General features: G+C 38.6%; 31 protein-coding genes and 1 pseudogene. 28 read left to right on the forward strand and 4 right to left on the reverse strand.

Features of this window, described 5'->3' with window-relative positions:
* Positions 1 to 3: 3 nt before the first annotated feature.
* From GH754_RS11730 to GH754_RS11865, 28 genes and pseudogenes are all read left to right on the forward strand, one after another.
* Positions 4 to 1,494, forward strand: a complete 1,491-nt coding sequence (locus GH754_RS11730) for a phage portal protein (RefSeq protein ID WP_153728889.1) — start codon at positions 4 to 6, stop codon at positions 1,492 to 1,494.
* Positions 1,494 to 2,597, forward strand: a complete 1,104-nt coding sequence (locus GH754_RS11735; RefSeq protein ID WP_153728890.1) for a phage minor capsid protein — start codon at positions 1,494 to 1,496, stop codon at positions 2,595 to 2,597. The genes GH754_RS11730 and GH754_RS11735 overlap by 1 nt, the downstream gene beginning before the upstream one ends.
* Before the next feature lie 252 nt (positions 2,598 to 2,849).
* The gene (locus tag GH754_RS11740) at positions 2,850 to 3,437 is read left to right on the forward strand and encodes a phage scaffolding protein (protein WP_153728891.1); all 588 of its coding nucleotides are present in this window, start codon (positions 2,850 to 2,852) and stop codon (positions 3,435 to 3,437) included.
* Between the two features lie 18 nt (positions 3,438 to 3,455).
* Entirely contained in the window at positions 3,456 to 4,439 is a 984-nt protein-coding gene (locus tag GH754_RS11745) for a major capsid protein (RefSeq protein WP_153728892.1), read from the forward strand.
* A 20-nt stretch (positions 4,440 to 4,459) separates the two neighbouring features.
* Positions 4,460 to 4,795 carry a hypothetical protein gene (locus GH754_RS11750; protein WP_153728893.1) on the forward strand — a complete coding sequence of 112 codons (336 nt, stop codon included), beginning with the start codon at positions 4,460 to 4,462 and terminating at the stop codon, positions 4,793 to 4,795.
* A gap of 14 nt (positions 4,796 to 4,809) precedes the next feature.
* Positions 4,810 to 5,193, forward strand: coding sequence for a head-tail connector protein (locus tag GH754_RS11755; protein ID WP_153728894.1), 384 nt, complete (start codon positions 4,810 to 4,812; stop codon positions 5,191 to 5,193).
* A complete protein-coding gene (locus GH754_RS11760; protein ID WP_153728895.1) occupies positions 5,183 to 5,518 on the forward strand; it encodes a putative minor capsid protein in 336 nt (111 codons plus the stop codon). The genes GH754_RS11755 and GH754_RS11760 overlap by 11 nt, the downstream gene beginning before the upstream one ends.
* Entirely contained in the window at positions 5,518 to 5,868 is a 351-nt protein-coding gene (locus GH754_RS11765; protein WP_153728896.1) for a minor capsid protein, read from the forward strand. Before GH754_RS11760 ends, GH754_RS11765 begins: the two co-directional genes overlap by 1 nt.
* A gap of 10 nt (positions 5,869 to 5,878) precedes the next feature.
* Positions 5,879 to 6,271 (forward strand): phage tail terminator protein, encoded by a 393-nt coding sequence (locus GH754_RS11770; RefSeq protein ID WP_194841341.1) that lies wholly within the window; start codon positions 5,879 to 5,881, stop codon positions 6,269 to 6,271.
* Positions 6,272 to 6,277: 6 nt separating this feature from the next.
* On the forward strand, positions 6,278 to 6,712 hold the full coding sequence (locus tag GH754_RS11775; protein ID WP_153728898.1) for a phage tail tube protein: 435 nt from the start codon (positions 6,278 to 6,280) through the stop codon (positions 6,710 to 6,712).
* 10 nt (positions 6,713 to 6,722) lie between these two features.
* Positions 6,723 to 6,977 (forward strand): annotated as a pseudogene (locus tag GH754_RS20105) (fibronectin type III domain-containing protein); the annotation flags it as partial.
* A 43-nt stretch (positions 6,978 to 7,020) separates the two neighbouring features.
* Entirely contained in the window at positions 7,021 to 7,419 is a 399-nt protein-coding gene (locus tag GH754_RS11785) for a hypothetical protein (RefSeq protein ID WP_153728899.1), read from the forward strand.
* 5 nt (positions 7,420 to 7,424) lie between these two features.
* Positions 7,425 to 8,084, forward strand: a complete 660-nt coding sequence (locus GH754_RS11790; protein ID WP_153728900.1) for a Gp15 family bacteriophage protein — start codon at positions 7,425 to 7,427, stop codon at positions 8,082 to 8,084.
* Entirely contained in the window at positions 8,085 to 10,235 is a 2,151-nt protein-coding gene (locus GH754_RS11795) for a phage tail tape measure protein (RefSeq protein WP_153728901.1), read from the forward strand.
* 4 nt (positions 10,236 to 10,239) lie between these two features.
* A complete protein-coding gene (locus tag GH754_RS11800; protein ID WP_153728902.1) occupies positions 10,240 to 11,661 on the forward strand; it encodes a distal tail protein Dit in 1,422 nt (473 codons plus the stop codon).
* Between the two features lie 11 nt (positions 11,662 to 11,672).
* Positions 11,673 to 14,186, forward strand: a complete 2,514-nt coding sequence (locus GH754_RS11805; protein WP_153728903.1) for a phage tail spike protein — start codon at positions 11,673 to 11,675, stop codon at positions 14,184 to 14,186.
* On the forward strand, positions 14,183 to 14,326 hold the full coding sequence (locus GH754_RS11810; RefSeq protein WP_153728904.1) for a hypothetical protein: 144 nt from the start codon (positions 14,183 to 14,185) through the stop codon (positions 14,324 to 14,326). Before GH754_RS11805 ends, GH754_RS11810 begins: the two co-directional genes overlap by 4 nt.
* A complete protein-coding gene (locus GH754_RS11815; RefSeq protein ID WP_153728905.1) occupies positions 14,283 to 14,690 on the forward strand; it encodes a DUF1617 family protein in 408 nt (135 codons plus the stop codon). Before GH754_RS11810 ends, GH754_RS11815 begins: the two co-directional genes overlap by 44 nt.
* Before the next feature lie 216 nt (positions 14,691 to 14,906).
* Positions 14,907 to 15,119, forward strand: coding sequence for a hypothetical protein (locus tag GH754_RS11820; protein ID WP_153728906.1), 213 nt, complete (start codon positions 14,907 to 14,909; stop codon positions 15,117 to 15,119).
* Between the two features lie 61 nt (positions 15,120 to 15,180).
* The gene (locus GH754_RS11825) at positions 15,181 to 15,471 is read left to right on the forward strand and encodes a hypothetical protein (protein WP_153728907.1); all 291 of its coding nucleotides are present in this window, start codon (positions 15,181 to 15,183) and stop codon (positions 15,469 to 15,471) included.
* Positions 15,455 to 15,700: a phage holin gene (locus tag GH754_RS11830; RefSeq protein ID WP_153729085.1), complete on the forward strand. Its 246-nt coding sequence runs from the start codon at positions 15,455 to 15,457 to the stop codon at positions 15,698 to 15,700. The genes GH754_RS11825 and GH754_RS11830 overlap by 17 nt, the downstream gene beginning before the upstream one ends.
* Before the next feature lie 39 nt (positions 15,701 to 15,739).
* Positions 15,740 to 16,063: a DUF6527 family protein gene (locus GH754_RS11835; RefSeq protein ID WP_153728908.1), complete on the forward strand. Its 324-nt coding sequence runs from the start codon at positions 15,740 to 15,742 to the stop codon at positions 16,061 to 16,063.
* A gap of 22 nt (positions 16,064 to 16,085) precedes the next feature.
* Positions 16,086 to 16,895 (forward strand): N-acetylmuramoyl-L-alanine amidase, encoded by an 810-nt coding sequence (locus GH754_RS11840; protein ID WP_153728909.1) that lies wholly within the window; start codon positions 16,086 to 16,088, stop codon positions 16,893 to 16,895.
* A 142-nt stretch (positions 16,896 to 17,037) separates the two neighbouring features.
* Positions 17,038 to 17,406, forward strand: a complete 369-nt coding sequence (locus tag GH754_RS11845; RefSeq protein ID WP_153728910.1) for a hypothetical protein — start codon at positions 17,038 to 17,040, stop codon at positions 17,404 to 17,406.
* A gap of 124 nt (positions 17,407 to 17,530) precedes the next feature.
* Positions 17,531 to 18,142: a hypothetical protein gene (locus tag GH754_RS11850; protein ID WP_153728911.1), complete on the forward strand. Its 612-nt coding sequence runs from the start codon at positions 17,531 to 17,533 to the stop codon at positions 18,140 to 18,142.
* Complete coding sequence (locus GH754_RS11855; RefSeq protein ID WP_153728912.1) at positions 18,142 to 18,636, forward strand: hypothetical protein; 495 nt, start codon at positions 18,142 to 18,144, stop codon at positions 18,634 to 18,636. The genes GH754_RS11850 and GH754_RS11855 overlap by 1 nt, the downstream gene beginning before the upstream one ends.
* Positions 18,626 to 18,946 (forward strand): hypothetical protein, encoded by a 321-nt coding sequence (locus GH754_RS11860; protein ID WP_153728913.1) that lies wholly within the window; start codon positions 18,626 to 18,628, stop codon positions 18,944 to 18,946. The genes GH754_RS11855 and GH754_RS11860 overlap by 11 nt, the downstream gene beginning before the upstream one ends.
* Entirely contained in the window at positions 18,939 to 19,340 is a 402-nt protein-coding gene (locus GH754_RS11865; RefSeq protein ID WP_153728914.1) for a hypothetical protein, read from the forward strand. The genes GH754_RS11860 and GH754_RS11865 overlap by 8 nt, the downstream gene beginning before the upstream one ends.
* Positions 19,341 to 19,400: 60 nt before the next feature.
* On the opposite strand, the gene GH754_RS11870 is transcribed toward GH754_RS11865, so the two are convergent.
* Genes GH754_RS11870 through GH754_RS11880 form a run of 4 tightly spaced genes read right to left on the reverse strand, consistent with a single transcriptional unit; the run spans position 19,401 to position 22,340 of the window.
* Positions 19,401 to 19,544: a hypothetical protein gene (locus tag GH754_RS11870; protein ID WP_153728915.1), complete on the reverse strand. Its 144-nt coding sequence runs from the start codon at positions 19,542 to 19,544 to the stop codon at positions 19,401 to 19,403.
* A 22-nt stretch (positions 19,545 to 19,566) separates the two neighbouring features.
* On the reverse strand, positions 19,567 to 21,774 hold the full coding sequence (locus tag GH754_RS11875) for a type IV secretory system conjugative DNA transfer family protein (protein ID WP_153728916.1): 2,208 nt from the start codon (positions 21,772 to 21,774) through the stop codon (positions 19,567 to 19,569).
* Positions 21,775 to 21,909, reverse strand: a complete 135-nt coding sequence (locus GH754_RS19815; RefSeq protein ID WP_267206661.1) for a hypothetical protein — start codon at positions 21,907 to 21,909, stop codon at positions 21,775 to 21,777.
* Positions 21,906 to 22,340, reverse strand: coding sequence for a hypothetical protein (locus GH754_RS11880; RefSeq protein ID WP_153728917.1), 435 nt, complete (start codon positions 22,338 to 22,340; stop codon positions 21,906 to 21,908). Before GH754_RS11880 ends, GH754_RS19815 begins: the two co-directional genes overlap by 4 nt.
* Positions 22,341 to 22,434: the final 94 nt, after the last annotated feature.

Consider the following 22,434-nt stretch of genomic DNA (forward strand, 5'->3'; position numbering starts at 1 on the left):
GCAATGTTCAAAAAACTACTCAATGCACTGAAAAGGGGGTTGGTGAAAATCGGACTAATCAAATCCATTGAAAAACTTTCTGACCACAAAGATATAGCCATGAATGAGGAACTGTACGAACACATCGATGTTTGGAAGGACCTTTATAAAGGCTACCATGAACCATTTCATAAAATTAAATATCACACGCTTGATGGCCAGAAAACCCGAAAAATGTACACGCTTATGATGGCTAAAACGTCAGCTGCCGAAATGGCGAGTCTCGTTTTCAATGAAAAATGTGAGATTAGTATTAGCGATGAGCCATTATCTGAGTTTATTGACGATGTATTTAAGAAAAATAAATTCTACAAGAAGTTTCAGGACCATTTAGAATACAACTTTGCTTTTGGTGGGGCTGTTATTAAGCCATATGTAAAAGACGGGAAAGTGATGTTGTCATTTGTGACGGCTGATTGTTTTGTTCCTATATCATGGGTAAATGACACGATAACAGAAGGTGTCTTTGTTAGTGAGTATAAGCAAGGAAACAAGACATACACTCATCTGGAATGGCATTTGCAAAGTGTTGATGAAGTAAAAGGTCCTGGATACACAATCAAAAATGAATTGTATGAATCGCAAGGCACTGATCTAGGGACAAAAGTATCTTTATCAATTTTGTTTCCGAACCTTGATGAGCAAATTGGGATACATCCATTAGAAAAGCCCGTTTTCACATACATTAAACCCAACACAGCCAACAACGTAGACACCCAGTCACCATTGGGAATTAGTATTTATGCGAATGCCTTAGATACCATGAAAGCCATTGATACTGCTTTTGATAGTTTCCATCGTGAATTTAGGTTAGGGAAAAAGCGGATTATTGTACCTAGTCACATGGTCAAATCTGTTGTGGATCCGCAAACAGGTGAGATGCACCGTTACTATGATCCAACAGATGAAACCTATGAATCTTTTAATGGTGATATGGACAATGACGAAATTAAGGATATAGAGATTACCTTACGGGTAAATGAACACATATCTGCAATTAATGCCTTATTAAACCTATTCGCCATGCAAACAGGATTCTCAGCTGGTACATTCTCTTTTGATGGGGATTCGGTTAAAACAGCAACAGAAGTTGTTTCTGAGAACAGCAAAACATTCAAATCAAAGAAATCTCATGAAACGATCATTGAGGCAGGTTTACAGGAAGTTATTGAATCCATTGTGGCTGTAGCTGAATTATATGACTTATATAGTGCACCAGAGGATTACGAGGTAACAGTCACCTTCGATGATTCCATCGTTGAAGATAATGCTGCAGAGCAAGCTAGGCAGATTCAGTTAGTGATTAATAAGCTCCAACCTAAAAAGAGAGCCATGATGGTTATTCATGGTGTTACTGAAGAGGAAGCTGAACAGCTCATGAAAGAAATTAACGAGGAACAAGCTGCAGCCACAGCCGAGCAAGTAGACATGTTTGGGACTGGCGGCGGTAACTGATGGATAAACGCAAGCTACAGAAACTCTCTCAGCCACTCACAGACGTTTATTTAGGAATTGAGGAACAAATACTTATGAACATTGCAAAACGTCTCAGAAAGCACGATTCTTTGCTCACAGAAGATAATATTCAGGCATGGCAAACCCGAGCACTGGATGAATTAGAGTCATTGAGTGATGAAAACATCCGTTTCCTGGCTAAACAATCTGGAAAAACAGTTGAAGAAATTCAAAAAACACTCAAAAAAGCGGGTTATGGTGCTCTTATGGAGCAAGAGGATGACCTAAAAGAGGGTGCCAAGGCAGGAAAACTAAATGAAGCACCACCAATTGAGGAAAGTGCTGCATTACTTGGAGTTCTAGAAACATATGAAAGACAGGCTAAGAACAATTTTAATTTAGTGAACACAACAATGTTAGATCAGTCTAGGCAAGCTTATCTAGATATCATCAACCAAACTACAGGACAGGTGTTAGCAGGAGCGACAACAGCTAGACAAGCACAAAGAAGGACGATTCGAGAATGGTCTGAAAATGGTATTCCAGCTTTGATAGATAAAAGCGGCAGACGATGGAGCACCGAGGCTTATGTGAGCATGATTACGAGGTCCACAAGCAATAACGTGGCTAACAGTATGCAAGACACTCGAATGGATGAATATGGCGTTGACTTAGTTGAAATAAGCTCACACGCAGGGGCTAGGCCTTTATGTGCTCCATATCAGGGGCGGATATTCTCTAGAAGTGGCAATCACGAAAAATACCCACCCTTGAGTAGTACAAGCTATGGTGAGCCTGCAGGCATCAGAGGTGTTAATTGTGGCCACATTTTCTATCCGTTCATTGAAGGCGTTTCAAAACAGAGGTATAGACCAAGAGATCCAGAAGTGAATGACCGAGTTTACGAGAATTCCCAAAAACAAAGATACCTTGAAAGGCAGATTCGCTATGCTAAGCGAGAGGAAATGATGTTGAAGGAAGTTGGAGATTCAGAAGGTGCTGAGAGAGCCCATAGGAAGATGTTAGATCGTCAGGCCAATATGAGGTCGTTTATTAAAGGTACCGGAAGAACGCGGCGTTATGACCGTGAGCAAATCTCTTAGGAGGTGCTACATGAAAAAGAAAGAGTTAGAGGAAAAGGTGAAGCAACTGGAACGCATGTTTCTGCAGTTAGCGCAAAAAGTTCATGAGATGGAGCAAAAGGATAAAGAAACACAGTATTTTGGATAACCACCCCTAGCGTGAGACTCGTTAGGGGTTTTATTATGCCCTTTTTAAAGGCTTGGGGTAAAACTAAGCGGATTCCTTTGCGTGGAGGGTTACACGTCAAAAAAACTAATAAGGAGAGATTATAGATGGATTTAAAAGAATTGTTAGGTGAAGAACTTTATAGTCAAGTGCAAGAAAAAGCAGGTGACAACAAGATAGCTATCGTTTCGGATGGTTCTTACATTCCGAAAGAGAAGTTTGACGAGGTAAACAAGCAGAAGAATGACTACAAAAAGCAAGTAGATGACCGTGACGAGCAGATTAATGACTTGTCGGAAAAGGCCAAAGGCAACGAGGAATTAACTAAGACAATTGATAGCCTAAAGCAACAGAACGAGGACACCAAGAAGCAATATGAAGATCAAATTAAACAGCAACAGTTTGATTATGCTCTAAAGGATGAATTAACTGCTGCTAAGGTTAAGAACCCTAAAGCCGTTAAGGCGCTTTTAGACACTGAAGCTATCAAACTTGATGGTGACAAATTACTAGGTTTAGAGGAGCAGCTGAAAGGCATTAAGGAAAGTGACCCTTACATGTTTGAAGAATCTCAAGACCCACAAGACCCACCAAAACCTAGTTTTACACCAGGAACACATCAAAGAGGAACAAATAATGGTGAGCCTTCAAGTCTAGCGGATGCGCTAGCTCAAAAATTTACACCAAAACAATAATATTTAGGAGATGATTAAATGCCAATCACATTAGAACAAGCTAAAGTCGGTATGGCCGACCACATTGATCAACAGGTAATCGATGAGTTTCGTCGTGCTTCATTTTTATTAGACCAATTGACTTTTGATAACGCGGTTTCACCAGGTACCGGTGGTTCAACACTTACTTATGGTTACACTCGATTAAAAACACCTTCTACTGCTGGATTCCGTGCATTGAATACAGAATACAGCGCAAATGAAGCTGATCGCGAGAACCAATTTGTAACGCTTAAACCATTCGGTGGAGCATTTGAGATTGATCGTGTCATTCAAGATACTAGCGGCCAAATCAACGAAATGGAATTCCAAATGCGCCAAAAGATTTTAGGTGCTGCAAACTTATTTCATAACACCGTTGTAAACGGGGATTCAGCTGTAGATGCCAACGCATTTGATGGACTAGACAAGGCGTTGACAGGTTCCAATACAGAAATAAATACAGATTCAGTAGTAGACCTATCAACAGCGAGCGCGCTCGATAGCGAAAAATTTACTCTGCTTGAATTAGTGGATGATTTTCTATCTGAATTAGATGGCCGACCTTCTATGTTGATGGGTAACAGTAAGCTCATTAATAAAATTAAGGCCGTTGCTCGTCGTGCTGGATATCTTACAAGCACAGAAGATGCTTTCGGTAGAACAGTTAACTCATACAACGACATTCCTTTAATTGACATGGGGTATTTCTATGACGGCTCAAATACTAGCCATGTTGTAAAGATTGAAGATCGTACCGTTAACTCAACAGCAAGAACAGGATTAACTGATCTATATGCTGTCGGACTAGGAATGGATGGTTTCCATGGTGTTTCTCCAACAGGGAACGGCGTAATCCAAACATTCTTGCCTGACTTTAATGCGCCTGGAGCTGTTAAGAAAGGTGAAGTCGAAATGGTTGCAGCTGTTGCTCTTAAAGCGACTCGCAAAGCTGGGGTATTACGTAACCTTAAAGTTCAATAATGATGAAGGGAGTTATTCACATGGCTAAAATCAAAGCACCTAATAAGGGTTACACCGGTACTAGTGCCGGTGTTTCTTTTGTTAAGGGTGAAGCAGAAACAGATGATAAATGGTTAATTGAATGGTTTAAGAACAAGGGTTATGAAGTTGATGATTCTGCCGAGAAAGAGGCGGAAAGAAAAGCTAAAGAGGAAGCGGAACGATTAGCAAAGGAAAAAGCTGAAGCAGAGGCAGAAGCCAAATCAAAACAAGAAGCGGAAGCCAAGGCTAAGAAAGAGGCGGAAGAGAAGGCAAAACAGGAAGCCGAAACAAAAAAGAAAACTGCCAAAGAAGATAAGAAAGCATCCTCTAACTAGGGGGTGCTTTACTTATGACATATATCGACAAAGCATACTATGACGGTGAATATAAAGGGACTCCAGTGGGTGATGTTGACGAATTTGCACGTCTTGAACAACGAGCGGGCGAGGTCATCGATGAGCTAACGAATTATACGATAGCAAACTATGAATTTACTCAACTAGCAACCTTTGTCCAAGAGCAAGTAAAAAAAGCAACCGCAGCACAAGTTGAACACTATGTTCTAAACGGTGGTTATGAGGCAATTCAGGGCGAAAACCTCTCAAATGTTCGCATAGGCTCATTCAGTTATACAGAAGAAAGTGCTAGTAATGAGGTTAGTCAAAAGGCTTATAAGTTACTGGCTCCTACTGGATTGCTATACAGAGGATTAGGTGTTCGTCATGGCTATTAAACCAATTCCTAAACAGTTGCTCATTCACACCATTGAATATGAGGAATTCACAGAAAATAACGGATGGGATGATAGCTGGGCACCGCCTGTCACCATTCAAAATGTTCGTGTAGAACCTATTAGTAGATTAAATCGAAGTTCTAATTCCGAAGGTGAACAAGCAAACCATGTCGTTATTGTAGATCGTGTTCACTCCTCTCATTATCCAGAGTTTAAAGAGAAATCCAAGATTACGTTTGATGGGAACTCAAGGGAAGTAGTCGAGGTTAAACCGTTCTACGCTTTCGGCAAGACTCCGCACCACTATGAACTGGGGTTGGGATAATGTTTAGAGTCAAAGTGGATTTAGGAGACATTCAAGGGAAGGTTAGTAAAGCTGTAGGTTTTGGTCAATTTGCGTTGGATGAGCAAGTGCTAAAGGATAGTAATTTTTATATTCCGAAAAATGAGGGGACGCTAGAAGAAAGCGGAGTTATTCACTCACAGCCGTTAAGGGGCAAAGGTGAGGTTGTTTGGAATACACCTTATGCCAGAAGACTTTACTATAACCCACAATATGATTTTTCAAAGGACAAGAACCCAGAAGCGCGTGGGCTTTGGTTTGAACATGCAAAGTCTCAGCATTTAAAAGAGTGGTTAGAAGTAGCTGATGATGCTACTAAGAAAGGTTTATAGGAGGCGTGTTATGGACTTTCTAGATCGATTAAAGGAGCATATAGAAGGATTGTCGTTCACACCTTCTACTGTGGGTATTGGGATGTATCAAGAAGATGGGAACAGCGTAGCCATACGACCAAGTCCAGCAAATCCAAATGAACGTTATATGAACAAAGGAAAGATCTATCCTTTCTCTTTTCAAATCTTAGTACATCATCAAGAAAATGTGACTGCCTATGACACTATCGAAAAAATAAATAGCAATCTAGATAATTTAGTACCAGGGGCGATCACATCAAGTGATGGCTCTTTTAATTTGGTTACTATGCAATGCACGACAACTCCTAACTACGTTCAGAAGACCAGTTACGGAGTATTATGGACGGCCTTATTCGAGGCTGAATTAGACATGAAGGAGTGATAGACAATGTCAGATTTTTTACTGCAATCTAAACATAAGTTCGAGATTAATACGACACCAAGCGGAACTGCGACGTATGCAGTTATGGGTCCGGGATTTTCAAGTGTTGAACCAGGCACAAACGAAGAAACCGACCAAACAGCGTATTTGAATGACGATGGTTGGTTAACCACTACAGTGCTAGGTGGACAACTTACTTTAACGTTTTCTGGTCATCGCTACTATGGTGATCCAGCTCAAGACTTCATTTTCTCTAAACAAATTGGTTTAGGGGCAGAACGTGAAACGGATTATCGTTGGACTTTGCCAGATGGCACGGTCATTGAAGGACCTATTACATTAGCTGAAATTACAGGTCCAAGTGGAGAAGCGAATGCAAAAGGTGAAATATCTGTAGCCGTACATTTCAACGGTAAACCAGAAGTGACGTCAACTCCCTGATGAACCCCAAAATCTAGCAGTAGATAGTACCACAGCAACAACCGTTGATTTATCGTGGGATGCTGTTAGTGGGGATATCACCGAGTATCGTATTTACCGTGACGGAGCACAAGTTGGAACATCTACTACAGCTACATTCTCAGATAGTGGCTTAACTGCATCAACAACATACACCTATGAGGTTACAGCTGTAATTATTACGGAATCTGAAGCAGTAGTTGAATCAGATAAGAGTGATTCAGTGGATGCTACTACCACAGCATAAGGAGTCGCCTTGGGCGGCTCTTTTCATTTAGGAGGGATACTGTATGGCTAATTTAAATTTCTCATTCGAGAAAGCTTACGACACTATTTCGATTAACGATAAAGACTACAAACTCTATTATGACGATGATAGCTTGCGTAAGTATCAGGATCAGGCTTTAAAGTACAAAAAAGAGGTAGATAAATACCTCAAAAAACAAAAGAAAATTGAAAACATGACCGAACAGCAGCAAAAGGAACTCGAGGAAAAAGGCATGGTGTTTGTTCGGGAGTTTGTGGAAACATTTTATGGAGAAGGTTCATATGAAACCCTTTATCAAGCTAGCGGGAAATCGATGATTAATTTTATGCCACTTATCGAATACACGCTTGATTGGTTAGACTCCAAAGTACCTGATTTAGACGAGAAAAAGAAAGCTTACTATACGAAAAAGCGTAAGTGATAGCTATGAAACTCACAGATCGTTTTGAAGGTGATTTTATCACCATTAACGGAACCGAATACGAATTAGATTTCTCATTCGATAACATTCTACGAATCAAAGAATTAGAGATAGATGACGAAGTGCATGATCATGACAAAATAGCCTTTATGTTTGAAATGTTAGTCATCGATTGCGAGTTGAACTTAGACTTAGAACAAAAACGAGATATCGTGGAACATATATTAAATCATCTACTGGTTAAAGAAGATGTCTCAGACCGATTTGAAGAGGATGAACAAGAGGAAGCAGGGGAGCAAGAGACAGCTCCACAAAAGAACACATATGATTTTGACCAGGACGCGGAGTTGATATTCGCGTCTTTTTTAATGGATTACAACATGGATTTGATCGAACAGCAAGGAAAGCTCCATTGGAATAAGTTTATCGCTCTATTCAATGGACTAAGCGAAAAAACGCCATTCATGCAAGTGATCCACATTCGAACCATGGAAGTTCCTAAGCAAAACAAACATAACCAAAAAGAACGTGAACGAATTTTAAGGTTGAAGCGGCATTATGCGCTCAATCAATCAGAAGAGAATGCTGTTAAAGAAATTGATAACACATTTGATGCGCTGGGTGAAGCGTTTAAGGCAACCGCCAAAAAGGCAGGTGGTAAATAGATGGCAGATGGAAAAATTACAATAGATACGAAAATAGACCAATCGGGTGTCAAACAAGGAACAAAAAAACTTGAAAAAGGTCTACAAAGGACCGCGAAAAAAGCCCAAAAGATTGGCGGCAATATGACCAAGTATTTAACAGCTCCTTTCGTTGCGCTTGGTGGAGCTGCTTTCATGGCTGCAGATGATATCGACAAGGCTTTTCGTAATATACGGGTAGGAACGGGTGCCACAGGAGATAAACTTGAGGACCTAAAAGAGTCTTTCGAAAATGTATTTACGAGTGTGCCTGAAAGTGCTGATCAAGTATCCAATGCTTTAGCTACTGTTAATACCTTAACAGGAGCAACAGGCGGAGTGTTAGAAGATCTAACTAAAAGCGTGCTAGATGCCTCACGTTCACTTGGAGAGGATGGGGTAGCGAATGCTGACGCTTTCGGTAAAGCCATGCAACAATGGCAGATACCTGCAGAAGAAGGACCAGCTAAACTAGATAAGTTGTTTAAAGCGACTCAAGACTATGGTCTAGGATTGGGGCAAATATCTAGCCATTTAACGGAATATGGTTCCGTTCTTCAAAATGCAGGTTTTAACATGGATGAATCAGCAGACCTATTTGGACGTTTAGAAGCATCCGGGTTAAAAGTATCCAGGGTAATGCCAGGTCTAAACATGGCCTTCCGTAATTGGTCAAAAGAAGGAAAAAACTCTAGAGAGGAATTTCAAAAGATCATTCAAAAGATGCAAGAGGCTGAAACAGAAACAGAAGCCTTAGCCATTGCGACAGATCAATTCGGGGCAGAAGGTGCTCAACGTTTAACAACGGCAGTTCGTACAGGTGCCATACCTGCATTAGATGAGTTAGGTGGTGCCTTGGAAGGTACTAAGGGGCTTGTGAATGATACTACTGAGGATACAAAAACTGTCGGGGAGCAATTCAGCGAATTAAAGAATCAATCCATGATGGCACTACAACCTTTAGGAGAAATTCTTTTAGAGTTAGCAAGAACAGCATTACCACCTTTAATAGATGCGGTTACAAGGTTGGCTGAGTGGTTTTCTAATCTTCCAGGTCCAGCACAAATGATAATAGCTATACTAGGTGGTTTGTTAGTAGTTCTTGGACCTTTATTATCAATGTTTAGTGGGCTGATAATTGCAGTTACAGCTCTCAGTTCAACTGTACTTATGTGGGGCGGAATAATCCTTGGAGTTGTAGCCATTGTTGCAATAATAGTTGTTCTAGTAATTAAATACTGGGACCAAATCAAAGCATTTACTATAGCGGTTTTCACAGCAATATGGGATTTTCTCAAAATGGTTTGGAATGCGATTTGGACAACCATTAAATTTGTTGCTACAGCCATTTGGAATGGACTGAAAGCCATTTGGAATGGAATATGGAACACAATAAAGGCGGTAATAACTGCAATTGCGGATGGAATTAAAGCTGTTTGGAATGGAATCAAAAAAGTTACTTCGACTGTATGGAACGGTATAAAAGACTTCTTTGTAGGTTTGTGGGATTGGTTTTGGGATTTGTTTAACAGAAGACTAGAGATGATTAAAAACATCTTTTCAACAGTCTGGAACACAATCAAGAAAGTAACCACATCCGTTTGGAATGGTATTAAAGATTTTTTCTCTGGTATATGGGATGGAATCAAAGCAGGTGCCGAAAAGTTTAAGGATGTTTTCTTAGGAATCTGGGAAGCCATCAAAAGCGGTATTCGTGCTGTTGTTAATCCTATTGTGGGAATCATGAATGGGCTAATCGGCGGTATCGAATCAATGGTAAATGCAATATCAGGCGCGATAAACGGACTTCCTTCATTCGATATTCCTTCTTGGGTGCCGGTTGTCGGCGGTGAAAAGTTTGGGTTGCCCAATATTCCTGAAATATCTCTACCCAAAATACCTAGTCTGGATGTTGGTACAAACTTTGTTGCGCAGGATGGATTAGCTATGCTGCATAAAGGTGAAGCGGTTGTACCGAAAGAGTATAACCCAGCTGCAGGTGGAGGAAATAAGCAACCACAATCATTAACACTATACCTGCAACTAGGCATGAATGACTTTGTAACTTTTGTTAAAGACATATCAACCGTGCAGGAACGAGAACAGCTCACGCTAGAAATGTTTAGGGGGTGATAATTTGTTATTTAACGGATTGGATCTTACACCATATTTAAAAATTAAAGCTATAAGTGGTCGAGGGATATCCCAAACCGAATTGGCAATGCTTGAAGTTCCGGGTATGAATGGTGCTCATTTACAGAGAAAAAGGCGTCCTCCTAGACCACTAGAAATCGAGGCTGATATTAGAGCAAACAATCCAGAGGAATTACGTATTAAAATGGATGAACTAAACGGCATTCTAGCTGTTGATGAGCCTGTGCCTATAGTGTTCCTCGATGAACCAAATATTACTTATTATGGTATTCCAGAATCAACAGGGGAAAATGATGAATTTCCGTTTATGCACCAGGGACAATTAACCATCATCTGTCCTGACCCCTATAAATATGGACCCGAACTCACAGCCGATATTCCAAGTGATACCGTTACACTTACCAACGAAGGAACAGCCGATGCCGACCCAATTTTTGAAATGGAAGTCCTGGCACCTGTCACCTTTGCCATGATCCAGAATCAAAACAATGAGTATATGATGATTGGGCAACCTGTTGATGTGGACGCTACTGTTCCCTTTCAAAGATTCGAACGCATTTTTAATTCAAGTGGTTCTAGCTTAGTCGGATGGACTGATGCAACAGCCGTAGATGGTGGAAGCGTTGCTGGGACAATGGAAACAAACGGTACACGTTTCCAAGCAGCTGATTACGGAACAGGAACGTCATGGCATGGGCCAGCCATTAAAACATCATTATCTGAAGTGCTAACTGATTTCCGATTAGAAACAACGATAGGTTTTTGGAATAAGCAGCCTGACGAGGTTGGGCGTGTGGAAATATACCTTCTCGATGTTAACGGCAATCAAGTGGCTAAGGTAGCAATGAAAGATACACAAAGCGGGCATGCGCTGGCTGTTGGTGAAGCAAGGGCAGGGGAAGTCAATAATGGCCACTTCCTTATAAAAGAATACGGGGATAGCCCTGGAAACTGGAATAACTTCTTCGGTGTACTAAGGATTCAAAGGGAAGGGAATCAATGGTACGCCTATTTTGCAAAAGTAGACCAATCGACAGGTAAACACCACACTAGAAGGACGGTCACTTGGTCTGATAACGAAGGATTATATACCCGTACGGTTGCTCAAGTAGTGGTTCACGTAGCAAGGCATGGAACTCATACAAGTGGTGCCATGGGCGTTTATAGTGTGGAAGTGTTTAAAATCAACCAGGAGTCTACGGGTATTCCTTATATTGCGGATGCCGGTGATATTATTACATTTGACCATCAAAGTGAGGATCTGCTGATCAATGGTGAATCAAGAACCGATTTAAAAGACTTTGGTGGTTCTTATTTCAAACTACAAAAAGGTGAAAATCAGCTAGTAACCCTTCCAAGTGGAAGCTTTAATACAAGTATTAAATATAGGGAGCGTTATAAGTAGGGGGTGAATTGATGATCCATATTACAGACGGACAAACCGACCAAATATTAGATGTGATTACAGTATCAAATATTATTTCTGATAAACACCGTCAATCATTAAAAGACAACCTAGAAACATTTGACTTCACCACTTTTTCCGATAAGAGGTTTTCTCAACATCTAGCTAAACGGAATCGTATTATCATTCCTGGTGAAGATGGTGAATTACGAGAATTCACTATCCATGAGACGCTTAAAGGCTTGAGTAGGCAATCTGAAGTTTACGCAAGTGCTAGTTACCTAGAATTAAAGAAGGCAAAAGTCATTTATCCGCAAACAACAAATGCTGATAGTGCTGAGGTACACGTTTCTAACACCCTATCGGGAACAGAGTGGCAGCCGGGCAATATCGCTTTTAATGGTGTTCGAACACTAACCATTGAAAATCACACAAATCCCTTTGCTCAATTAAAGAGAATTGCTAGTGAATTTGATTTAGAACTACGTTTTAGAGTAGAAGTTTCAGGTAGTCGTGTTATTGGGCGTTATGTAGATTTGGTGGAGCGCGTGGGACGTTGGCGAGGTCGAGAAGTCACGTTTGGAAAAGACTTAGTAGGAATTAAACGCCGTGAAAAAACAGATAAGATTGTGACAGCTCTATTAGGGCTTGGTCCTGTTCGTGAAGATGGTACGCGTTTAGAAGTATTTGTTGAAGATAAAGATGCGCTGGCGCGTTGGGGACGTAATGGTCAACATTTAATCGAGACTTACGAACCACAATCTACAGACCAAAACATGACCGAGAGCAGGCTTAGGTCTTTAACTGAAAATGAGTTAGAAAAACGTGTGAAAGCTGCATTGGAGTATGAGTCGAACATTGCTGACTTAGAATATGTTCCAGGTATGGAGAATAAAAAAATTCGATTCGGTGACACGATTAAAATTAAAGATACAAAATTCAATCCTCCATTATATCTAGAAGCTCGTGTCCATACACAGGAAAGAAGTATTGTTGATCAGTCTAATAAGAAGGTGACGTTGGGAGACTTTATCGAGTACACCGAGGAAGAGGTAACAGCAATATGGAAATCTCTTCAGAAACAGGTTGCATTCAAAATTGGTCAATCGGAGCTTGCTGATTATACCTATACCAAAACCAAAATTGACGATAAAGACAGTGCCATTTATACCGATAGTACATCTTATGCTTACAATCAAGCACAAACGGCTCAAAGCAACGCTGAAACCTATGCCTATAATCGATATGAGAACACGAAAACAACAGTTGAAAATAACGCTGCTACTTGGGATAAAGCAGGGGTATTCAATGCGGATGGTACGTTAAACGTGGATTGGTTAAGCGGTCTTTTGACCGACGATCAAATAGCTAGCGCCGGTACGTGGAATGCACAAGGTACTTATATAGACGAAACAGGGGTTTATACGGGAACTATTTTAGCAAACCAAGTAATTGCCGATAATTTAAGTGCAATATCGGCTAATCTAGGAACGGTAACGGCAGGCACTTTAAAAGCAGTAACGTTGGAGGGGGTTACTGGTACATTTTCAGGTCAATTAAAAACGAAAAACGCTATTATAGGTGATGGGGACGGTTCTAAGCTAAACTTGCAATATACCACGGGTAGATACATTAGGTTAGAGGGCAACTACCCATCGGACACAGTATCAGAATTAAAAATTGGCGACGTGACAAGTGCTACCGATACAACTCTTGGTCAATTTGATAGTTTAACTTTACACACACTTGATTTAACGGTAGGAAGTAGCGGTGACGGCTACATCACCGCAGGGACAATATATTCAGATAAATTATTCGCAAATAACGGGGCGACTATTGATGGCGATATAGTATCGGACGGCGCGCTTTTAATAGGCGGTTCATTTACAAGAGAGTATTCATCCACAAGAAAATTACATGAAAACAGCACAAGCGATAATAATAGACACTACTTCGCGCCAACAGATGATAATGGAAATTGGAATTGGGGTAGAGAGTTCGGTTACGACTGGAACTTAGATACATGGTATGTAGATAACGCATTGAGAGTAAGTGCGTCTGAAATACTATCCGCAAATGGGTATTTTCGATTGAGGTCTAAGGACGGTCAGCATAACGGAAGTATTATCATTAATAGAGCCACCGATGAAATTTCCTTTTACCAAAATGGGGCATTTAGACACTCCTTTAATCCGGACGGTTCCAAAGCCGGTGGTTCGATTGATGTTGACGGTCAAACACTAGGAATGTCACCTATCGATAGCCCGCAAATATTGCTAGAGTACGTTGAATTTGATGTACCAATCACCTCAGAAGGCACCAAGATTTACTTGGATCCAACGTACCTAAAAACCGTAGAGAATTTTGCTGCTTTCCCGAACAATGGAAAGATTGTTGAAAAGGGAATCGACTACGTTGTGATTTCAGGAGAAGGGATAGCCGATATACGATTTATTGGTGAACGTATTGGCTATGCAGGTGCTTTCTACTCTGATATGAATGTTGATGGGGAGGCAGCTGCATGATTAATAATCGATGGTTTGAACGACCAAAACGAGTTGAAACTGAGGAAATCAATCTACAAGGGAAGAAGATAAAGGTGATTAAGAGGAGGAAACCAAATGCAAGTCAAAATCGAAAACGGTCAACTAGCGCAGGTGAGTAACCTGCTTTTTAATTTGTCTTTAAAAGGGAAGCAGTCTAGGCACCGTACGAAGTTTATTAAGCTACTAAATGAAAGAGTGAAAGAAGTTGAGGAGCAACGCATTGAATTAGCTAAAGAACATAGCAAGGTGGATGAAGGTGGTGAACCCATCATAAATGGTAACCAATTTGAACTAAAAGACGTTGAAGAGTTTCAAAAAGAATTAAAGGAGCTCTTTGACGAGGAAATGGTGATTGAGGGTGGTGATTATCAAGGAATGCTGAAAACCGTTCAAAAAGTGTTAGAAGAGTGTGATAAGGAGTTTAGTGGCCAAGAGGCTTTTACCTATGATTACATTTGTGAACAGTTTGAGAACGCCGAATAAGGCGTATTTTTTATGTCACAAAATGAGAGGAGGCTCAGAAACATGGGTGAATATAATGGAATGAGATTCAGAATGACACCTATCGATAGTCCAGAAATTAATTTGGAAAAACTTCAGATAGAACAAGCAGATTAGATAGAATGCGGTATCAAAATTCAATTACAGGATTTCCCCTCCTTTTGACGAATTATGTAGAAGAAAGGAGGGGAGAAGTTTATGCCTGATAATAACAACAAAATGTCTTTTGATGATGCAGGTTTTTTTGTTAAAGCAATTAATAAAGCTAAAGATGAAGCCGTTTCTGATGTGTTTGCTTTAGCAAATATATTGATTAGACAGGGAGTTATTGATGAGCAAGAGTATAGGGAAGAAAGGTTAAAAATGAAAAAGGAATTTGAAGAGCATAGAAAAAAAGAAAATGAATCTTAAAATCTTAAGAACGCCAATCTAGGCGTTCTTCTTTTTATGCCAATAAGTTAGGGGGTCGACTATGACCATTGAACTAGGGGTTTTGATATCAATATTATCCATCATTGTAGCTTTTTTAGGATATTCATTAAAGAAGACGAATACAGTCAAATCCGATGCGAGTGAAAGCGCTGAGTTAAAAGCAGGGCTAGACTACATTAAAGCAGGGGTTGACGATATTCGGATTGACCTACGAGCGAATGAAAAACAGATTGGTGACTTAAATGAACGAGTAACAAGAGTTGAAGAATCGAGCAAGCAGGCGCATAAGCGCTTAGATAATTATGAAAAGGGAGCTGAAAAACATGGATAAAGGAACAATCATACGTACAGTCGTGTTGGCTGTGGCATTAATCAATCAAATTTTAGTAGCTAATGGGGTTTCAACATTGCCGTTTACAGGAGAACAAATTGAAGCGTTCTTAACCAATGCTTTTACAGTTGTAGCGGCGCTAGTTGCATGGTTTAAGAACAACTATGTAACTAAAACCGGAGGACTTCAGAAGAAAGCACTCCAGGCACAAGGCTTAATCAAAAAATAAGGCATCCATAACGGGTGCCTTTTTATTTGAGGTGAATAAATGAAAGTACGCAAAACCAACGATGAAAGGTATTTATTTTATTGCGAAGGATGCGAAAACTGTCATGGTATAAACGATAGTTGGAGTTTTAACGGTGATTATGATAATCCGACATTTTCTCCTTCAGTATTAGTTAGGGGAACAAGACCTATTACAGATGGAGAATACGACAGACTTATAAGTGGAGAAAAAATCGAACCGGAAAAGTTTGTTTGCCATTCGTTTATCAGAAATGGAGAAATCCAATATCTAAATGATTGCACTCACAAGCTTGCTGGTAAAACAGTTGATTTACTAGATGAGAATTATTGGTTTGAAGATTAAGATTTAAAGGAGGGAGTAAATAATGGCCGGTATAGCAGAAAATATCATTTGTATTGACCCAGGTCATGGAGGTAAAGATCCAGGTGGAGGTTCTAATTCTCACTTTAAAGAGAAAGACATGGTACTTAAAATTTCGAAAGAACAGCGTAAACATTTTAAACGGAATGGGATTACTGTAGTTATGACTCGTAACGATGATGAGTACCTGGACTCTTATCAACGTACAACCAGGGTAAAACGAAGCGGTGCAAAACATTGTATATCTAACCATATCAATGCTGGTGGTGGTGAAGGGGCTGAAGTCATCCACTCCATTTATTCGAATGGTAAAATCGCTGAAGGCATTTTAAAAGCTTTAGTAAATGCAGGGGCGAAATATCGTCGTTACTTTAGTAAAAAAGGTTCAAATGAGTTGGACTATTATTTTATGCATCGGATGACTGGACCTGTAAAAACAAACATCATTGAATACGGGTTCGCAGATAATAAATCAGACACTAGAAAGATACTTAATGATTGGAAAAAGTACGCTGAAGTCGTTGCCAAATATTACATCGAACATGTATTTAAAAAAGAATACAAGCCTAAAAGTGAAGTGAAAAGTATGTCTAAGAATACTTCTAAATATGTTCTAACTGGTGGACTTAATTATGATATGATCACTGAGGTTACACGTTATGTACTTAAACGCGAATGGTGGGCGAGAATCAATTTTGATGGGGAAGGCAACAATCCTGAATTAGAGACTGGTGGATTAGGTCCTAAAGAGTTGAAAGAGTTTGAGGAATGGCTCAAAGAACGTGGTTGGTGGTATAAAGTTAAAGAACGCTGATAAAACTAAAGCCCTCACCTTAGTTAGTGAGGGTTTTTTGTTCTTCTGAAAACTTTTTTGCCTCACTCTTCACTTATAGTTGAAAGTTTCCGATAACTAAATCAAAAGAGAAACTAGTTATAAAAAGAGGAGAGATCGAGGAATGGAATTTAAAGAATTAATTAGGACAATTAACAGTAGCGTGGATGAACTTGATTTAGTAACAGCACGAAGGTTAATAGAACATAATATTGAAATTTTGCAAGAACATAAAAGCCATTTGAATCGTAATTCTAGGGAATTACTCAATTTCTCAATTGATAGTTTGAACTCAGGTAATAAGATGCCCTCTAGAAATGAAATGGCCACCATTCAGACGGTAAACCAATATGCTTCGTCGTTTAATTTGAGAGGAATTAAATTAATTATAAAGGAAAAATCAACGTTATTTCTCCGGAAAGACATTGTTACATTTTTGAATAAAGATGCTAAAACTATATTAGAAGGAATGGGAGCTATTCCTGAATCCTAAATAAAAGTAAAGAGTCTTCACCTTAACTGGTGGGGCTTTTTTTATGAAAAAGTTATAAAAGAGAGACAAAATTACCCATTTTATGTTTTAATATAAATAAATTGAACATATAAGGGTGTTAGGAATGACAAATAAAAAAAGAAATTTTGAAGAGGAATTTGAAAAAGCTTTACAATTTTTAGAGCAAAACCAAGAAGACTACCTAAACATTATCGAAAAGATTACAGATAACTATATTCAATCTAATGCTAACTATTCAACAAATACATATGTTAATTTTCAAGTTCACTTTTTCGAGTTGCTTGGTGTTCATGCAAATGTAATTCTTCACTATTTAAAACAAGATAAACCATTTAATTATAATGGGCAGTATACGCGAGCTTTTCGTCGAATAGAAAAGGTGAGAAAAATTAGTTATTTTCATCTTAGCCAAGTAGATCAGGTTGTTGTTAACCCTAATAAAATTAAAGGAACTTTATTTTCTTATAATGAAGTCCATCCATGGGAAATGACAATGGTTGCATTAAGACAAGATGGATCTAGTTTTAATATTGCCATGGATATTAACGATTCAATGAACATGACCTCACAGTTATTAGATAATATTAGAGGGAAGTTAACCAATGGGAGCAACAATATTGATACTAATCAATATGACAATTTAATCAATAGCTTCGAGGAGTTTAAGCAATCTATGAATGATGCGATTGAAAAGATTAATAAGGAACAAGAGTAATGATTTTTTTTACTATAACTGAAACAGAACAAGTTACTAATAATTCAATATCATTATTAGAACAAATTATTGTATCAGCTTTAAGTGGTATTTTGGGTTCAGTTTTGACTCTAATAGGTGCCATATTTGTATTTTATAAAGGAAGAGAAGACGCAAAAAAGGAGTTCTTATTTAATTTATACCTAAAAGAACTTTTTCCATTAGTTTACAGACCGATTCTAACAGAATACTATAATTTTACAAATGCTAGCCATGATGGGAGTATTTATAATATTGATACAAACTTGATTGAAAATACAATAAGTGATAATTATACGCTTATTAAATTTGCGCCCAAAAAACTTAGAACAATTATATTTACTTTATATTCCCAATGTAAGGCAGTAAATTCAATTCAAAAGTATGACCAAAAACAGAAGGATATTTTACAATGTTTGGAGAATATAAAAGCTGAAATAGACGATAATTTTAAGGAGTATTTAAATGGGGAATAAAGTAAATTACCAGTATATTTCTAATATTATGGAGTCCTTTCATGGTTATGAAGACGATGATATCGGGGTCCACATAGCTGATTTAAACTCGAGAATAGAAATATTAGAAAGAGCTCATAAAATCACAGAACAAAAGAAAAATACTACAATATATTATGACTTCCAAAGAATAAAAAAACAGCATAAAGATTTAGAAAGTGAATACATTAATTATGATAAGAATTCTCTTGATAAGAAATTTACAATGATTTCTATGATTGACCAAATCCAAAAGGATATTTCTATATTGGAGGAAACTAATAATGAATAAGGAAATAAATTTTATGTTTAATACACACAAAATTTATAAGAATAGTTTCTTAAATGAAATTAACAATAAGGTTGATCATATCATTGTGAATAATAATAATGTGCTTGTTTATAAAAAGGGATCACTCGAGATAATGATTGATAAATCTGGCTCTGTTTATATAACTGGTGATGTAGAAGGTGAAGATAATTTAAATGTATTTATTCTTGCGGCACTTGATGAATATAGTGACCTAAGTAAAATGGATAACAGATTTGAAGTAAAATACCCATTTAAAATAATAACTCCAAAGGATATCACAAATTCAGTTAAGAATAGTTTGAAACGTTTGAATTACACATATACATTTAATGAAATGGTTAACGATGATTCCTTTTATGTATACTCTAATTAGAATTCAAGGTTTATTTAATATTACAAACATAATATTTAACCCCTCTAAAGAGGGGTTTTTTCATTTCTCCATCATATCAACAATCTCCACTAATTCTTCAACAGCCTTTTTCTTCGTATACTGAGCATCATTCTCTAATTGTGCTGCAACGTTTAATATGTGTGTTTTGACCAGGTTCTGCTCATACCTTTGTTCCAGGTCCATAATCTAGTCCTTTCTTTTTGTATTAGTCTTTACCTAAAGATGGTGGTACACTCATCTTAGCTATAAACGGTTTAACAACCTCGCCACTTGATCTAATGATGTTGATTGCATGAAATCTTTTCAGTTTTAAAGCATTCTCTACAGTAAACGGTACAATTTCCTCTGATAAGTCTGAAAAAGTTTTCTTTGATGATGGATAGATATGATAATGGGGTCCGGCTGCTTTAATAATCTCCCCTAAATTTCGGGGTATCTGTTCCCAGGAATGGAACATCCATACATAACCCACACGCCATTTTCGACTTTCAACGGTAGCTGATTTCCAAGTTTTTGACGATTTAAGGAACTGGTGAGGCTCATCAAACACAACAAAGAATGGAAATTGATTGCTTTCTTTACGCAAGGTCATAGCTAAGTCAATTTTAGTACTTAGAAGGTTAACGATTAGATCAACAGCCTCGGGCCCTAGTTCCGACTTAGGTACGTCGATGATGAAAGCTTTTCTTTGACTCATAAGATCTACCATATCAAGTGATTGATCAGAGTCCATACATTCTGCAAGGTACTCATCCCCTAGTATTGTATCTAGTCTATTTAGGATAGGAGCAAGTATCTGCGCTCGTTTACTTTCGCTCATTGCTGAAAAATCTTCTAAAGTCATTTTGTGTATACTGTCCCTCATATCCTCAATAACTTCGTTTCTATACTCTTCATCCTCAAAAATCTGAATTATTTCTGAAAGCTTACCCGTTTGCATGGCCATAACAGCAGCGCGAATATATCTTGAGGTTTGAGCTCCGGTTTCATCTGTTGATGTATTAAAGAATCCAATTATCGTATTTGCGAGCCTGTTCTTAGCTCTGGATGAATGATTTACTTCACACCAATCAAGTGCTATCGGCACGCTACCCAAACGAATTCTCTCAACCTTTTCGCTAGGTAGTGCCGATTGAACCTCGTCGCCTATTTCGCCTTTGGCTGGATCGATGGCAAGAGCTCCATATCCTTTTTGGACAGATTGGACTATCCAGTTAGCGCCGAATCCTCTAGTTTTTCCGGAGCCCATCCCTCCAATCACAATTCGCGGTAAGCATAGCTCATCATGGTTACGTATAGGCATGTAGGCTGTTTGTTTTTTTCCTTTAAACGTTACGTCCCCAATTCTTATGCCGTCCTTTTTTAGTGAGTCTGGTATGTCGATTTCCCTACCATTTACTGTTTCAATTATGGGGTACTCATCTTGTAAGTTTCGTTGTGGAAGTTTGATGAAGTGCGCTATTTCTGGTGGGGCTATGATTTGCCTTTTTCCAAATATAAAGGGTATCGGTATATGGTGTCGTTCTACATCTTCTAAAAATCTGCTAATCTTCTTAGGCTTAACCATTTTCTCTTTCAATTCATTATCCTGGTTCAATTGTTTTAATGCTAATATAATCCCCCGGGCAATCCTTCTTTTTCTTCGCTCATCCTTAGACTGAACAACAACCCTTAGCACAAAATCAAAACCAAAATGACTGGGTTTTATTTCCGTTGACCGACTAAACTCTTTATTCCAGCGCTTAGGTGGTTTATTTTCGAATTCTTCACGCTCTTTCTCAGCATCTTTATACCATTGTTCCTCAGCTGACTGGATGCCAAATTGGATAAATGTTTTGTCTCCATGCTGCATAAATCGTGATATTTCTAAGAGCTCCTCAAGTGGTATCTGCTGCATAGAACGGTCTGTTTTCAAAGATAGGAAGAATGGATATTTTAGCTTAATATTAAAGCAGAGACAATCTTCGGGATTCAGCTTTTTAGGTTCCTCATCATTCATGGTTACGTGTTTCCATACCAATTGGCTCTGCTGCTTAACTACGTCAACTAAGTCGGTGTTAGTGGTAATAAAGGTCTTATATGATTTATTGGTTATTTCGGTTTCAAAAAAGACTCTTTCTGGGTCCTTTAACAATCCTTTATTCCAACGTTCAAACAACTCCTCATAAGTATCGGCCAATATATCTGCGAACTGATCAACCTTCTGATTTTTTACGTTAGAATGGGGGATGAGCTGGAATGTTTTATATTTTGGGATATTTTCTTGCTTAGGTTGTGATTTAACGAATTTAAAAGGTGTTTCTTGATGATTTACCTTAACCGATAATTTAGGCGGTCCCTCAACCTTAGGTATTGCTCTCTGGACACTACTAAAACGTATTTGCAAGGTAGCCCCTTGCCACGCTAACTCCATCTATAACGCCCCCAATACAGCTTTAATACCTTCCATGATTCTTACAGCTGCACCATCTGGATTTTCTACAGTTTGATAAAGTTCATAAAAACACCCTCCAATAAAACCGACAATTAACCCCGCGAAAAATCTCATTCACCCATCACATCCTTTACATCTTTGGAACCTCTAATGTCTTCAAATGCCTCAATGAGCGCATCATTCAACAAAGTGCCAACTATTCCAATTAACATGAGTATACTAGGTACCAGGAACACACCACCTACTACAAGCGCTGTGGTTTTTAGAGTGGTTTCTCCCCAACGCTTTTTAACGCCTAACAAGATGAATCCAGCCAACCCAAAAAGGATCCCTAATCCTAATGCGATTTCCTGAAAAGTCCATGTTAATGGTTGCATATTCTCATAAAAGCTTTCAGCGTGTACGGTCTTGGCTAGTAGAGCTCCTGATGAAGTCCATAGAGCAATAGCGAAATTTTTAAGTTTATTTGATTTCTGGATGACTGCAATTTTCCCCGCGGATTCCTCTGTATCGTACCAATAATGACCATTCAACTTCACAATCATTTTCTTCACTCCTTTGTATATTTGCACAGAAAAATGTGCATAGTAAATAAAAAAAGAGAGGTGAGCAAACGTGTTACCTTGGATTTTAATTGCT

Origin of the sequence: Salinibacillus xinjiangensis (genome assembly GCF_009649735.1) — a bacterium.
GTDB lineage: Bacteria > Bacillota > Bacilli > Bacillales > Alkalibacillaceae > Salinibacillus > Salinibacillus xinjiangensis.

Coding starts and splice junctions, on each gene's coding strand:
- GH754_RS11775 (WP_153728898.1), top strand. CDS start 6,278: ATGTCAGATTTTTTACTGCAATCTAAACATAAGTTCGAGATTAATACG.
- GH754_RS11855 (WP_153728912.1), top strand. CDS start 18,142: ATGATTTTTTTTACTATAACTGAAACAGAACAAGTTACTAATAATTCA.
- GH754_RS11870 (WP_153728915.1), bottom strand. CDS start 19,544: ATGGACCTGGAACAAAGGTATGAGCAGAACCTGGTCAAAACACACATA.
- GH754_RS11755 (WP_153728894.1), top strand. CDS start 4,810: ATGACATATATCGACAAAGCATACTATGACGGTGAATATAAAGGGACT.
- GH754_RS11790 (WP_153728900.1), top strand. CDS start 7,425: ATGAAACTCACAGATCGTTTTGAAGGTGATTTTATCACCATTAACGGA.
- GH754_RS11770 (WP_194841341.1), top strand. CDS start 5,879: ATGGACTTTCTAGATCGATTAAAGGAGCATATAGAAGGATTGTCGTTC.
- GH754_RS11815 (WP_153728905.1), top strand. CDS start 14,283: ATGCAAGTCAAAATCGAAAACGGTCAACTAGCGCAGGTGAGTAACCTG.
- GH754_RS11795 (WP_153728901.1), top strand. CDS start 8,085: ATGGCAGATGGAAAAATTACAATAGATACGAAAATAGACCAATCGGGT.
- GH754_RS11880 (WP_153728917.1), bottom strand. CDS start 22,340: ATGATTGTGAAGTTGAATGGTCATTATTGGTACGATACAGAGGAATCC.
- GH754_RS11850 (WP_153728911.1), top strand. CDS start 17,531: ATGACAAATAAAAAAAGAAATTTTGAAGAGGAATTTGAAAAAGCTTTA.
- GH754_RS11750 (WP_153728893.1), top strand. CDS start 4,460: ATGGCTAAAATCAAAGCACCTAATAAGGGTTACACCGGTACTAGTGCC.
- GH754_RS11840 (WP_153728909.1), top strand. CDS start 16,086: ATGGCCGGTATAGCAGAAAATATCATTTGTATTGACCCAGGTCATGGA.
- GH754_RS11730 (WP_153728889.1), top strand. CDS start 4: ATGTTCAAAAAACTACTCAATGCACTGAAAAGGGGGTTGGTGAAAATC.
- GH754_RS11765 (WP_153728896.1), top strand. CDS start 5,518: ATGTTTAGAGTCAAAGTGGATTTAGGAGACATTCAAGGGAAGGTTAGT.
- GH754_RS11835 (WP_153728908.1), top strand. CDS start 15,740: ATGAAAGTACGCAAAACCAACGATGAAAGGTATTTATTTTATTGCGAA.
- GH754_RS11845 (WP_153728910.1), top strand. CDS start 17,038: ATGGAATTTAAAGAATTAATTAGGACAATTAACAGTAGCGTGGATGAA.
- GH754_RS11810 (WP_153728904.1), top strand. CDS start 14,183: ATGATTAATAATCGATGGTTTGAACGACCAAAACGAGTTGAAACTGAG.
- GH754_RS11860 (WP_153728913.1), top strand. CDS start 18,626: ATGGGGAATAAAGTAAATTACCAGTATATTTCTAATATTATGGAGTCC.
- GH754_RS11825 (WP_153728907.1), top strand. CDS start 15,181: ATGACCATTGAACTAGGGGTTTTGATATCAATATTATCCATCATTGTA.
- GH754_RS11865 (WP_153728914.1), top strand. CDS start 18,939: ATGAATAAGGAAATAAATTTTATGTTTAATACACACAAAATTTATAAG.
- GH754_RS11875 (WP_153728916.1), bottom strand. CDS start 21,774: ATGGAGTTAGCGTGGCAAGGGGCTACCTTGCAAATACGTTTTAGTAGT.
- GH754_RS11785 (WP_153728899.1), top strand. CDS start 7,021: ATGGCTAATTTAAATTTCTCATTCGAGAAAGCTTACGACACTATTTCG.
- GH754_RS11740 (WP_153728891.1), top strand. CDS start 2,850: ATGGATTTAAAAGAATTGTTAGGTGAAGAACTTTATAGTCAAGTGCAA.
- GH754_RS11735 (WP_153728890.1), top strand. CDS start 1,494: ATGGATAAACGCAAGCTACAGAAACTCTCTCAGCCACTCACAGACGTT.
- GH754_RS11820 (WP_153728906.1), top strand. CDS start 14,907: ATGCCTGATAATAACAACAAAATGTCTTTTGATGATGCAGGTTTTTTT.
- GH754_RS11760 (WP_153728895.1), top strand. CDS start 5,183: ATGGCTATTAAACCAATTCCTAAACAGTTGCTCATTCACACCATTGAA.
- GH754_RS11805 (WP_153728903.1), top strand. CDS start 11,673: ATGATCCATATTACAGACGGACAAACCGACCAAATATTAGATGTGATT.
- GH754_RS11745 (WP_153728892.1), top strand. CDS start 3,456: ATGCCAATCACATTAGAACAAGCTAAAGTCGGTATGGCCGACCACATT.
- GH754_RS19815 (WP_267206661.1), bottom strand. CDS start 21,909: ATGAGATTTTTCGCGGGGTTAATTGTCGGTTTTATTGGAGGGTGTTTT.